The sequence below is a fragment of the Tabrizicola sp. T74 genome (genome assembly GCF_057219935.1).
In genome coordinates, this window is sequence record NZ_JBXVVT010000001.1 from 906,371 (window position 1) to 917,760 (window position 11,390).

Here is an 11,390-nt window from a genome sequence, read left to right on the forward strand (position 1 = left end):
CCCCGCGTCAGGCGCGCCCGGCGCTGACCTTGGCGGGGCGAACCGGATCGGCGGCCGGGCGCAGCGGCGTGACGTTGCCGTTCCCACGCGCCGAATCGATGGAACGGGCGAGCGCCAGCAGACCTTCGCGAAGGTCGGCGCGCAGGTGGGCCGGCAGGTCCTGACCGGGGTCAAGGTCGCCCTCGGCGGCGGCGCGCAGGTCTTGCGGATCGGGAAAGTCCTCGGCCCGGTTCGGGAAGGCGGCCAGAAGGGCCACGGCGCGCGGAATGTAGAGACGCAGGACATCGGGATGGCCGTTGGCAATCGCGAAGGCCTTGGCCATGCCTTCCGGGACCTGGCCCGGTGCCACGATTTCGGGTTCGGTCGCCCAGAGAACCAACGCCCGCCGCAGGGCCGCGTGGCTGCGATCTGGTTTGGCCAGGGCGGCGCAAAGCGCATCGAGCCGCAGGTCGGCAGGATGGACCGACAGGGCTTCGGCCACAGCTTGGCCCACTTGCGCGTCGGGGGCCGCGTCGGGCAGGTTCAGAAGCGGAATGACGGCACGCGCCGCGCCACCGGCCGAGCTTTCAGCGTAGGCGGATTCGGCTTCGTCATCCAGGTAGAAGCCCTGGCTGGCGGCTTCCTGCGAATCCCACAGCATCCGGCACAGCGGAATGGCGATGAAGGACACCGACAGGGGCAGGATCGGGTTGACCGCCACCGTGCCGATCCCGGCAAGCCCGCCCAGTCCGCGCCCGATGCCGAACAGGACGGCAATCAGTGCGATCTGCGACAGGACTTGCGCCAGAGCGGCAAGCCAGGCTTGGCCTGTCAACCATTCCGCGGGCGAAGCGGGCCACTGTTCCGGCCGCAGCACCATCAGCCAGACAACGAAGATCCCGGCAAAGGGGGCGACCATGGTCCAGCCAAAGCCGCACAGCCCGGCAATCAGCGGTCCGATGTACAAGAGTGCCGTTGCACCCTTCAAAAGGCGCATGCGCGTCAGCATGTGCAACCCTTTCCTTCTTGCCAGACCCCGGCCCGTACGGGCCAGCGCTCAGTCGGATTCGTCTGGCAGGTCGACAACCACGCGTCCCGCTGCCAGATCGACATTGGGCACGATTGCCAGCGTAAAGGGCAAAAGCAGGGCCGATTTGTGACCGGTGGGCGATATTTCGAGGATATCACCCGCCCCATGGTTGTAGACGGCAGTGATCTTGCCGATCAGGGTGCCGCCGGTGTCAAAGGCGGACAGGCCAATCAGGTCGGCATGGTAGAACTCGTCGTCGGGCAGCGAGGGTAGCCGGTCGCGCGGGACAAAAAGGCTGGTGCCGCGCAGGGCGTCGGCCTCTTCCTTGGTGTTGACCCCCTTGATTCGCGCGCCAAGACCGCCCGAAACGGGGCGCGTCAGGGTGATGTGGAAGGTCCGGCTGCCGTCCTGGGTGGACAGCGGGCCGTAGGAGGCGATGTCGGTCGGTTCCGAGCAGAAGCTTTTCAGCCGGACCTCGCCCGACACGCCGAAGGCCCCGGCGATGGCACCGATGCAGATGAGCTCATCAGTCATGGTGTCCCCACTTCGCAGAGGCCCCGTTCGTTCATGCGACCCCCGAGGTCCCGGCATTCATCCGCCTGCCCTGATCGGGCAAACTGCATGCCCGCCCAGAACGCCGCCCCCATGAGGACCAGCGTCACGGCGCGGCGGACGAGGCCGAGACCGGGAATCATGCCGTATTATTCGGCCTCGGCCGGGGCGGCGTTGCGGGCGGCCTTCTTGGCTGCGCGCTCGGCCATCGCCTTGCCGGGGGTGCCGGTCTTGGGGTTGTTGCGGGCGGCCTTCGGACGCGCACCGGCAGCTTCCAGGAAGCGGGCGATACGGTCAGTCGGCTGGGCGCCCTGCGACAGCCAGTAGGTCACGCGCTCCATGTTCATGACGACGCGCTTTTCGTCGTCCTTGGCGAGAAGCGGGTTGTAGGTGCCGAGCTTTTCCAGGAAGCGGCCATCACGCGGCATGCGCGAATCGGACGCGACGATGGAATAGAACGGGCGCTTCTTGGAACCACCGCGCGCGAGACGGATTTTCATAGCCATTTGGTTTTCTCCTTTGAATGGCGGGTAACGGGGCAAGCCCCGGTTATTTTTGCAGTTTCTCGTGATGCCTGATGACTTCGCTGATGATGAAGGTCAGGAATTTCTTGGCGAGCTCGGGTTCGAGGTCGGCCTCGGTCGCCAGCTGGTGGAGCCGGGCCATCTGGCGCGACTCGCGGTCGGGGTCAGAGGGCGGAAGGCCGTGTTCCGCCTTCAGCCGACCGACGGCCTGGGTGTGCTTGAACCGTTCGGCAAGCGTGTAGACGAGGATCGCATCGAGCCGGTCGATCGAGGCGCGATGGTCCTTCAGAAGCTCGGAAGCGCGGGTTGCAGCGTCCATCAATCCCCCCTTTTCGACGTCTTCAATGCGTCGGTTTTCCGTCTGGAGCCCGCCTGACCGACCCCTGACGCAGCACCCCGGTGCAGCCAGACCTGCGCGCCGTCGAAATCGGCAAGGCGAGAGGCGCCCAGCCGTTCGGCGACGCGGATCGAGGCCGGATTTTCCGGGTCGATATAGCTGACCAGCCGGTTCATCCCCATTGCCGTGAAGGCGTGATCGCGCAAGGCGCGGGCGGCTTCGGTCGCAAAGCCCTGCCGTTCTGCCGAGGGCCGGAACAGGTAGCCCAGTTCGGGCTCCTGGTCGCCGGGTTCGAAGCCGATCAGGACAAAGCCCAGGGGCTCGCCGCCCGTCTTGGCTTCCACCGTCCAGAGCCCGTGGCCGCGCAAGAGCCAGAGACCGCAGGTGGCGGCGAATTCGGTAAAGGCCTCGTCCCGGTCGAAGGGACCGCCAAGGTGGGGACCGGCGGGGCCAGTGAAGATTTCGGCCCAGGCCTCGAAATCCGAAAGCATCGGTGCGCGCAGGCGGAGACGGGCGGTCTCGATTTCCGGCAGCATGCCGGACAGCGTGGCGGCGAATGTCGCAGCCGGGCCGGGAATCGCAATCTCATGCGGGGCGCGCGCGGCGGTCATGCTTCACCCCACGGTGCCGGGTGGCGGTAGACGTGGTCGTGGCCCTGGTCGTCCTGCAGCGTCCGCTCGATCACCGCGCCAAGGCGTTCCGCCAAGGCCTGGGACCGAGTGTTCGTCACGTCGACATAGCTGATCGGCGGTTGGGGCGAGATGCGGGCGTGGTAGTCGGCGCGGGCGGCAAGGGCGGCCTCGTAGGCGTAGCCCTTGCCCTCGTAGCCGTCGTAGAGGTGCCAGGCGAGTTCGGGTTCGTCCCAGCCGTCGTGGTAGATGACGCCGACGCGACCGATGAACTCGCCCGCCTTGGTGTCGACGGAATAGAACCCATACCCGCGCAGCGCCCAGTGGCCGATGTTCGACAGGTGCGTGCGCCAGACCAACTGCCGTTCCTTGCCGCCGCTTACGTATTGCGCCCTTGGACTGTCGTTGAAGGCGACCATGGCGGGGAAGTCCGATTCCCGCGGTTCGCGCAGGATCAGGCGGGCGGTTTCCAGCACCGGAATCGGCAGTGGGAAGGCGTAGGTCATGCCGCCCTCCGCAGGTCGTGGCGGATGACGACGTCGCCGGGGTCGATGCCGGGCAGGGTCGGGTCGATCACCCCGCCCAGACGCAGGCCAAGCGCAATTGAGCGATCGTTTGCTGGACTGATGATGTTGGTGATGTGCGGCCAGTCGAAGGTGGCACGAACCCAGTCCAGCACGGCAAGGGCTGCCTCGGCCGCGATGCCCTTGCCTTCGGCCGATGGCACGACGAACCAGCCGAGTTCCGGGGCGGGATAGCCCTCACCGTGGTAGAGGCCGACCTCGCCCAGATAGGTGCCGGTTGCCTTGTCGTCGACGCCGAAGGGGCCATAGCCCTTCAGCGTCCAGAGGGCGACGTCGCAGGCCCAATGCTCCCATGCTGCGCGTCGGGTTTTCGGGCCGCCTTCGTGGACCGAGCGGTCGGTCGCGAAGAAGCGTGCCCAGGCCTCGAAATCCGCAAGGCGCGGCATGCGCAGGGTCAGGCGGGCGGTGTGAAGGGTCGGGGCAATCGCAGGCGTCATGCGTGCCCCCCGGCGAAATGGCGGTAGACCTTTTCCGGTGGATCAATCTGCAGCGCATCCGGATCATGCACCGCGCCCAGACGGTCACACAGCCGGTGCGAGCGGGTGTTGTCCGGATGGGTATAGCTGACCGCCGTGCGATGCGTGGTAGTGGCAAAGAACCAGTCCTTTGCGGCCACCGCCCCCTCAAAGGCCAGCCCTTTGCCTTCCAGTTCGGCCTGCCAGAGGTTCCAGCCGATCTCGGGTTCCGGATAGCTGACCGGTTGCCAGGGCCCGACGAAACCAACGGCCCTGTCCGACCCGTTCAGGGTCATCGCAAACAGGCCAAAGCCGCGCAGGTCCCACAGGTCGATGACCTTGGCCAGGGATTTTTCCGCCTCTGCCGGGGCAACAGGCCCGCCCATCATCACGCAGCGATCCGACGACCAGAAGGCCACGCTTTCGGCCAGGTCGCCCATCGACGGGCGGCGCAGGCGCAGACGCGCGGTCTCAAGGACCGGCGCGCCGTGTGCGTCCTGCGTCTGGAGGTAGGTCATGCCGCGCCCCGCACGTGACGCCAGACAATGTCGCCTTCGTCCTGAACCGGCGCAGTGGGGTCGATGACCGCGCCAAGACGGCGGGCCACGGCTTGCGAGGCCAGGTTCTCGGGGCCGGTGTAGCTGACCAGGCTTGGCAGCGGCAGGTTGGCGAATGCCCAGTCGCGCAGGGCGCAGGCGGCTTCGGTCGCGAAACCTTGGCCCTCGTGGCCTTCGTAAAGCTGCCAGCCAAGCTCGGGCTCGGGGAAAAGCGGGCCCGCGTTGATCTCGACAACCCCGACCGCTTCGCTGGTGTCGTTGCGGATGACCGTCAGCCCGCCATGGCCGAACAGCTGCCAGCAGGCGATTTCGTGGCAGAACAATCCCCAGGCGGCGCGTTCGTCGAACGGCCCGCCCATACCCTGCGACCGCGCAGACGCCATGAACGCCGCGTAAGCCGCAAAGTCGGCCGCGATCATGGGGCGTAGCGTCAGGCGCTGGGTATGAAGCGTGGGGGACTGCATCACTTCTTCTTCAGATGTGCGCGCCACACCAACTGCCGATCCTTGCCGCCTCTGACAAACTGCGAGCGCGGGCTGTCGTTGAAGGTGAGCATGGCGGGGAAGTCGTCCTCACGCGGTTCGCGCAAGGTGAGGCGGTCGGTTTCCAGGAGTGGGATCGGCAGGTGCATTGCGTAGGTCATGCGGCTGCCCTCAGATCGCTGCGCATGCGGGACGAGCCGCCCCAGGTGGACAGCCAGACAACAAGATGAACAGAAGCGCGCACCACCGTTTCGGCGACGCGGGTCATGGGGCTGGGCCTGCCCTTTTCAGCGATGGCAAGCGAAAGATGGCCCTCTTCCTCGGACTGGATGTTCTTGACGAGGGTGAACAGTGCCGCATCGCGGGCCTGGAGATAGTGAAGCTGGGCGGCAAGGTGATGGTGGACCGTATCTTCGACCGCCTCGGTACAGGCCCAGATCATCTTGCGACCGAGGATCGCCGTGACAGCGCCAAGGGCATAGCCGCCCGTGCTCCACAGATACATCGCTCGGCAGGGGCGGATATTCCGCAGGCGCATCGCTTCGCGGAACAGGCGGCAGTGCTCGATCTCATGGCTGCGCAGGTCGGCAATTTTTGAGGCGACGTCGGGCCAAAGGAGCCGCGCTACGGCGTGTTGCGCGCCATAGATGCGGATGGCCCCATATTCGCCCGCGTGATTGACACGGGCGATGCGGGCGACAGAGATGATCTCCGCCTCGGTCATTTCTTCTTCATCAGCCCCGACAGGCCCGCAGGCAGGGTGATCCCGCGCGGGAGGCCGCCCAGTCCGGGGGGCAGGCCGCCACCCATGCCGCCCAGACCGCCCTGCATGCCCTTGGCCATTTCGGCCAGCTGGTCGGGCGACATCTTCGACGGATCAGGCATGCCGCCCTTGCCAAGGAACTGCTTGACCATGTTCTTCATCATGCCGCCCTTGCCCATCTTCTTCATCATGTCCGCCATCTGCTTGTGCTGTTTCAAGAGGCGGTTGAGATCGGCAACGTCGAGGCCAGCGCCAGCGGCGATGCGCTTCTTGCGGGAGGCAGCGAGGAGGTCAGGGTTCGCGCGTTCCTTCTTGGTCATCGAGTTGATCAGCGCGATCTGGTGGTGGAGCATCTTGTCGTTCAGGCCCGCGGCCTCGGCCTGGGCGGACATCTTGCCCATGCCGGGCATCATGCCCATCAGGCCCTGCATGCCGCCCATCTTCAGCATCTGGTCAAGCTGCATCTTCAGGTCGTTCATGTTGAACAGACCCTTGGCAAAGCGCTTGGCCATGCGTTCCGCCTGCTCGGCCTCGAAGGTTTCCTGCGCCTTTTCGACCAGGGCGACGATGTCGCCCATGCCAAGGATGCGGCCGGCGACGCGTTCGGCCTCAAACGGCTCGATGGCGTCCATCTTTTCGCCAAGGCCGACGAAGCGGATCGGCTTGCCAGTGATGGCGCGCATGGAAAGCGCCGCACCGCCGCGACCGTCGCCGTCCATCCGGGTGAGGACGACGCCCGAGATGCCGACCTTGCCGTCGAACTCGGTCGCGACGTTGACGGCGTCCTGGCCGGTGAGGCCGTCGACAACCAGCAGCGTCTCGCGCGGCTGGGCGATGTCGCGGACGGCCTGGACTTCGTCCATCAGGACTTCGTCGATGTGCAGGCGTCCGGCGGTGTCGAGGAAGACGACGTCATAGCCGCCGAGGTTCGCCTGGGTCTTGGCGCGCTTGGCGATCTGCACCGCCGTCTCGCCCTTCACGATGGGCAGCGAGTCGACGCCGATCTGCGTGCCGAGGATCGCCAGCTGCTCCATCGCCGCGGGGCGGTTGGTGTCGAGCGAGGCGAGAAGGACCTTCTTGCCGTTCTTTTCCTTGAGGCGCTTCGCGAGTTTCGCGGTGGTCGTGGTCTTGCCCGAGCCCTGCAGACCTACCATCAGGATCGTCGCGGGCGGGTTGTCGATCTTGAGCGCCTCGGGCGTGTCGTCGCCCGCCAGCACCCGGATCAGCTCGTCATGGACGATCTTCACGACCATCTGGCCGGGGGTGATCGACTTGGTGACAGCGGCTCCGGTGGCCTTTTCGGTCACGCGCTTGATAAAGTCGCGGGCGACGGGGAGGGAGACGTCGGCCTCCAGCAGCGCCACGCGGACTTCGCGCAGGGCGGTGACGACGTCGGCCTCGCTAAGCGCGCCGGCCTTGGTCAGACGGTCGAAGACGCCGCCAAGGCGTTCTGACAGGCTTTCGAACATCGCGTCACCTCATCCTAGCGTTTGCCCCGATATGGGGCGGCGAGACCTTGCTGCAAAGCGGAAGCGCACCCGTGGGCGCAGACGCGCTGACGGATGGCGATCCCGGGCAATGCCCAAGGGACCGGAAGCTGATGCCTCCGGGGAATTGCGGGCGGATTACGCCGAAGCGGCGGGGGAGTCAATGACACCGAGCATGTCGATGGCCAGGGTGGCCCCGGCGAGGGCGGTCACGGGGACGCCGGTTGAACCCGGGCCGGGGCGGGGAAAGCGGGCGTGGCGGACGGCAAGATTGCCGTGCAGGTCCTCGGGGCCTGGGCCTCCGGCGTAGTGGGTGGTGGCCTTGATCGGCGTGAAGCGGGGCATCCGGTCCAGTGCGAGAGCGTCCATCGTCTGGTGGGCGGCCTGGGCGAGATCGGGCGCGGTGCCGGTGGCCGAGATCCAGGCGAAACGGCCCGACTGGCGCAGGATCGCGCCGCCGGGGGTGGTGGTGACGCGGACGGGTTCGGGTGCAAGGGTCAGGACGACGGTGACGCCGGGCCTTGGCGGGATCACCCGGGCAGCGGGGTCGGGACAGTGGCTGGGAGGCGGTTCGGTGGAGAACCACTGCACGCCGAGCAGGCGAGACTCGTCTATCCGGGCGAGGAGAGGAAGGCAGGTCGCCATGTCAGGGCCAGAGAGGTGGCAGAGGGTCAGCGGGCCGCCTTCCACCTGGGTCAGCTGCGCGGGGCCCGAGGCAAGGCGCGTCGTGCGGGGGCTGGCCGTGATGGCGTAGAGGTCGACCTCGATCCGCATGCCGGGGTAGTAGAAGTGCGGCAGGCGAATCGGGGCCAGGGTGGCCTGAGGGAAGGCTGCGGCGAGGGGTTCCAGAACCTCGTCCGGGTCGGCGCAGTCGTGGTAGACGATCAGGAATGCGGCCTGAAACCCGGGAAGATGCGACAGGACGCCCTGCCCCATCCGCGCGACAAGGGCGGCCTGCGCCGTGGCATCGCCGGGCGACTGCACCCGGCCCGTATCGTCCAGTGGGCACTGGCCGCAGGTCGCGGCAATGCCATCGGCCGCGACGGCCAGCGAGCAAGCAACGGGAACCGGCATGTTCCACATCAGGCCCATCGGCAGGTGCAAGGGCGCGGTCATCCAGCGGACCTGCGGACTGCGACCACGGCCAGAACCTCAGCCGACCGGCGGCAGGTCGGCGAGCAACTTCACCGCCTCGCAGCGGGCGATCAGGCCGTCCAGCGTCACACGGTCGATCCAGGGGAAGGTCTCGGCCAGCCGCCTGTCAACCACTGCGGCATGGCTTCTGCCCCGGCGGCTGGTCCGTTCGCGCTGCAAGGCGCCAAGGATGCGGTCCTGCATCGCGGCCGAGTCATTCTCGAAGTGCTGGGTGCGGATATGCGAACAGAAGTCGGGGATCGAAACGACGGGCCAGCGGGTCCAGACATTGCCGTGCTGCATCTGGAACGGGTTCTTCTGGAAGCTGGGGCCGTTCACGGTGGCCAGGCCGATGGCAGTCAGAAAGCGCTGCTGCATCATCGAGACGCCCACCGGCTCCGTCGCGCTGACCGGGAAGACGAAGACGCCGGTCGGGAAGGTGATGTGGGTCGCGGGCGACAGGACCCGGGTGACGTCGCGCAGGCGGGAAATGTAGTTGACCGATACGGCGTCGTCGTCGTCCAGCCGGAAATGCACCGACGTGGCCCGGCCCTTGAAGCCCGAAGCCTCGATCATGAACTTCTGGAACGCGAGATCACCGCGCTGGTGTTGCGAGAATTCGACCACGGCACCGGGCAGCTTTGCCGCAATCGCGCTGAGCCGTTCCTTGAACCGGTCGGGCATCACCTCGGAGGACATGATGACCGTGCGGAAATCGCGGTCGGTCTGGTGGATCAGGCTGGGCAGCGTCAGGTTCTCGAACAGGAAGAAGCGCCGGGCCATGCGGGTTTCGTCATAGAGCCGGGCCAGAGCGGCGCCGTCCTCGTCCGGCTGGGTACGGGTATCGGTCAACCCGTAGAACGAAAAGCGGATATGCCCGTAGATCGCCCGATGATCGAACACGCGGGTCTCCTTCGTGGTTTGCCTGTGGTGAAAAGCAACAAACTGGATCGGCAAGTCAAGCGCCCAGCCGGGTCGGCGCGGGCCATCGCGCGGTTCCGGGATACCAGCGGGACCCCTTGAATCCGGTGGGGAATCGCGATGATGTGCATCTGTGCACCCATGCACAAACGAACCGGAGGCGACATGGAAAACTGGGACGAGATCCGCACGGCGTTTCAGGTCGCCCGGATGGGCACCGTGTCCGGGGCGGCCGAGGTGATGGGGGTCCACCACGCGACAGTGATCCGCCATATCGACGCGTTGGAAAAGCGCCTGGGGGTCAAGCTGTTCCAGCGTCATGCCCGGGGCTACACGCCTACCGAGCCGGGCCGTGACCTTCTGGCGGTGGCGCAGACCACGGAAGAGCAGTTCGCCCATCTGGCCAGCCGGATCAAGGGCCAGGGGGAATCGGTCTCGGGCGAGCTCGTGGTGACCTCGATTGCCGGGGTCTCGGACCTTCTGACCCCGATCATGGTCTCGTTCCAACAGAAGTACCCCGAGGTCCGGGTGCGCTTTCTGACCGACATGCGGGTCTTCCGGCTGGACTATGGCGAGGCGCATGTGGCGATCCGCGCCGGAGCGGGGCCAGAGGAGCCGGACAACGTGGTGCAGCCCTTAAGCCGGATCAAGGCGGGTCTATATGCCTCGCGCCGCTATGTCGAGCAGTTCGGCAAGCCCGGCTCGGAGGCGGAGTTTGAGGGCCATCGCTTCGTGTGCACCGATGTCGAGGTGACGCGGGCGCCGTTCCACCGCTGGCTGCGGGCGACCGTGCACCCCGACCAGATCGCCTATGCGGCCACCGAACCCGCGGCCCTGGAGCAGGCAGTGCGGGAAGGTGCCGGGATCGGCTTCATGATGAGCTTCCGTGCTGCCGAGGATCCGGACTTGGTCGAGATCCTGCCGTCCCGGCCCGATTGGGAGTCGCCCCTGCGGATCGTCACCCATGTCGACCTGCATCGGACACGGAAGGTGCAGGCGTTCCTGACCCACCTGAAGGACGCGGCGAAGGAGTGGAAGTCCTGCGTTTGATGCTGGACGGCCAATTCCTGTCGCGCCTGTCCCAGCCCGCACGCGGGCATCTGGCGATGCTGGCGTTTTCGGCGCTGGTCGCGGGGTCATTCTCGCTGGGTGTGATGGCGGCCCCGTTGATCGACCCGGGCGCGCTGGCGGTGGTACGGTTCATCCTGGCGGGCGTGCTGGTCGGCGCGGCTGCGGCGATGACGACGGGCATCCCGCGCAGCGCCTGGGTGGCGCCCTGGCGCTATCTGGTGCTGGGCGGGCTTATGGGCGCCTATTTCGTGCTGATGTTCGAGGGGCTGAAGACGGCGGCTCCGGTCTCGGCGGCGGCGGTGTTCACGCTGACACCGATGATGGCGGCAGGGTTCGCCTGGCTGTTCCTGCGGCAAAGGCTGACCGGGCGGATGGCACTGGCGCTGGGCATCGGGGGCATCGGCGCGCTGTGGGTGATCTTTCGGGCGGACCTGTCGGCCTTGCTGGCGTTCCAGGTCGGGCAGGGCGAGGCGATCTATTTCGTCGGTTGCGTGGCCCATGCGGCCTATGCACCCCTCATCCGCAAGCTGAACCGGGGCGAGCCGGCGGTCGTCTTCACCTTCGGGATGATGGTTGCGGGGACAGTGTTGCTTGCGCTCTACGCTTGGCCTGCCGTGGTGGCGACAGATTGGCTGGCGCTGCCGGGGATCGTCTGGGTGACGCTGGTCTATGTCGCCGTGGCGGCCAGCGCGATGACGTTTGTGCTGCTGCAATACGCCTCGCTGCGGCTGCCTGCCGCGAAGGTGATGGCATATACCTACCTGGTCCCCAGCTGGGTGGCGCTGTGGGAGGTGGTGCTGCATGGCCTGGTACAGCCGGGGCTGGTGCTGGTGGGCGTGGCGATGACCGTGCTGGCGCTGTTCCTTCTGTTGAAGGAATGAGCCA

The 11,390-nt window shown here is 66.7% G+C and carries 17 protein-coding genes; 2 read left to right on the forward strand and 15 right to left on the reverse strand.

All coding sequences use genetic code 11. From position 1 onward, the window contains the following. Nucleotides 1–7: 7 nt before the first annotated feature. The 15 genes from AC2EAL_RS04740 to AC2EAL_RS04810 form a co-directional block, all read right to left on the reverse strand. Nucleotides 8–976, reverse strand: coding sequence for a hypothetical protein (locus AC2EAL_RS04740; RefSeq protein WP_484723013.1), 969 nt, complete (start codon nt 974–976; stop codon nt 8–10). A gap of 60 nt (nt 977–1,036) precedes the next feature. Further along, nucleotides 1,037–1,543, reverse strand: coding sequence for a ribosome maturation factor RimM (rimM, locus tag AC2EAL_RS04745; RefSeq protein ID WP_484723014.1), 507 nt, complete (start codon nt 1,541–1,543; stop codon nt 1,037–1,039). Further along, nucleotides 1,540–1,704, reverse strand: coding sequence for a hypothetical protein (locus AC2EAL_RS04750; protein ID WP_484723015.1), 165 nt, complete (start codon nt 1,702–1,704; stop codon nt 1,540–1,542). The genes rimM and AC2EAL_RS04750 overlap by 4 nt, the downstream gene beginning before the upstream one ends. Nucleotides 1,705–1,710: 6 nt before the next feature. Continuing rightward, entirely contained in the window at nt 1,711–2,067 is a 357-nt protein-coding gene (gene rpsP, locus AC2EAL_RS04755) for a 30S ribosomal protein S16 (protein ID WP_484723016.1), read from the reverse strand. Nucleotides 2,068–2,110: 43 nt separating this feature from the next. Further along, complete coding sequence (locus AC2EAL_RS04760) at nt 2,111–2,407, reverse strand: chorismate mutase (RefSeq protein ID WP_137109538.1); 297 nt, start codon at nt 2,405–2,407, stop codon at nt 2,111–2,113. Further along, nucleotides 2,404–3,033: a GNAT family N-acetyltransferase gene (locus tag AC2EAL_RS04765; RefSeq protein ID WP_484723017.1), complete on the reverse strand. Its 630-nt coding sequence runs from the start codon at nt 3,031–3,033 to the stop codon at nt 2,404–2,406. The genes AC2EAL_RS04760 and AC2EAL_RS04765 overlap by 4 nt, the downstream gene beginning before the upstream one ends. Continuing rightward, complete coding sequence (locus AC2EAL_RS04770; protein WP_484723018.1) at nt 3,030–3,557, reverse strand: GNAT family N-acetyltransferase; 528 nt, start codon at nt 3,555–3,557, stop codon at nt 3,030–3,032. The genes AC2EAL_RS04765 and AC2EAL_RS04770 overlap by 4 nt, the downstream gene beginning before the upstream one ends. Beyond that, nucleotides 3,554–4,072 (reverse strand): GNAT family N-acetyltransferase, encoded by a 519-nt coding sequence (locus AC2EAL_RS04775; RefSeq protein WP_484723019.1) that lies wholly within the window; start codon nt 4,070–4,072, stop codon nt 3,554–3,556. Before AC2EAL_RS04775 ends, AC2EAL_RS04770 begins: the two co-directional genes overlap by 4 nt. Then, nucleotides 4,069–4,608 carry a GNAT family N-acetyltransferase gene (locus AC2EAL_RS04780; protein ID WP_484723020.1) on the reverse strand — a complete coding sequence of 180 codons (540 nt, stop codon included), beginning with the start codon at nt 4,606–4,608 and terminating at the stop codon, nt 4,069–4,071. The genes AC2EAL_RS04775 and AC2EAL_RS04780 overlap by 4 nt, the downstream gene beginning before the upstream one ends. After that, complete coding sequence (locus AC2EAL_RS04785; RefSeq protein ID WP_484723021.1) at nt 4,605–5,111, reverse strand: GNAT family N-acetyltransferase; 507 nt, start codon at nt 5,109–5,111, stop codon at nt 4,605–4,607. The genes AC2EAL_RS04780 and AC2EAL_RS04785 overlap by 4 nt, the downstream gene beginning before the upstream one ends. Continuing rightward, nucleotides 5,111–5,290, reverse strand: a complete 180-nt coding sequence (locus tag AC2EAL_RS04790; RefSeq protein ID WP_484723022.1) for a hypothetical protein — start codon at nt 5,288–5,290, stop codon at nt 5,111–5,113. Before AC2EAL_RS04790 ends, AC2EAL_RS04785 begins: the two co-directional genes overlap by 1 nt. Then, nucleotides 5,287–5,853 (reverse strand): demethoxyubiquinone hydroxylase family protein, encoded by a 567-nt coding sequence (locus tag AC2EAL_RS04795; RefSeq protein WP_484723023.1) that lies wholly within the window; start codon nt 5,851–5,853, stop codon nt 5,287–5,289. Before AC2EAL_RS04795 ends, AC2EAL_RS04790 begins: the two co-directional genes overlap by 4 nt. Further along, nucleotides 5,850–7,361, reverse strand: a complete 1,512-nt coding sequence (gene ffh / locus AC2EAL_RS04800) for a signal recognition particle protein (protein ID WP_484723024.1) — start codon at nt 7,359–7,361, stop codon at nt 5,850–5,852. Before ffh ends, AC2EAL_RS04795 begins: the two co-directional genes overlap by 4 nt. A 156-nt stretch (nt 7,362–7,517) precedes the next feature. Next, nucleotides 7,518–8,495: a hypothetical protein gene (locus AC2EAL_RS04805; RefSeq protein ID WP_484723025.1), complete on the reverse strand. Its 978-nt coding sequence runs from the start codon at nt 8,493–8,495 to the stop codon at nt 7,518–7,520. 36 nt (nt 8,496–8,531) lie between these two features. Further along, nucleotides 8,532–9,416: a glycosyltransferase gene (locus tag AC2EAL_RS04810; RefSeq protein ID WP_484723026.1), complete on the reverse strand. Its 885-nt coding sequence runs from the start codon at nt 9,414–9,416 to the stop codon at nt 8,532–8,534. A 183-nt stretch (nt 9,417–9,599) separates the two neighbouring features. On the opposite strand from AC2EAL_RS04810, the gene AC2EAL_RS04815 reads away from it, so the two are divergent. After that, nucleotides 9,600–10,484, forward strand: a complete 885-nt coding sequence (locus AC2EAL_RS04815) for a LysR family transcriptional regulator (RefSeq protein ID WP_484723027.1) — start codon at nt 9,600–9,602, stop codon at nt 10,482–10,484. Next, entirely contained in the window at nt 10,484–11,386 is a 903-nt protein-coding gene (locus AC2EAL_RS04820; protein ID WP_484723028.1) for a DMT family transporter, read from the forward strand. The genes AC2EAL_RS04815 and AC2EAL_RS04820 overlap by 1 nt, the downstream gene beginning before the upstream one ends. The last annotated feature ends 4 nt before the right edge of the window (nt 11,387–11,390 follow it).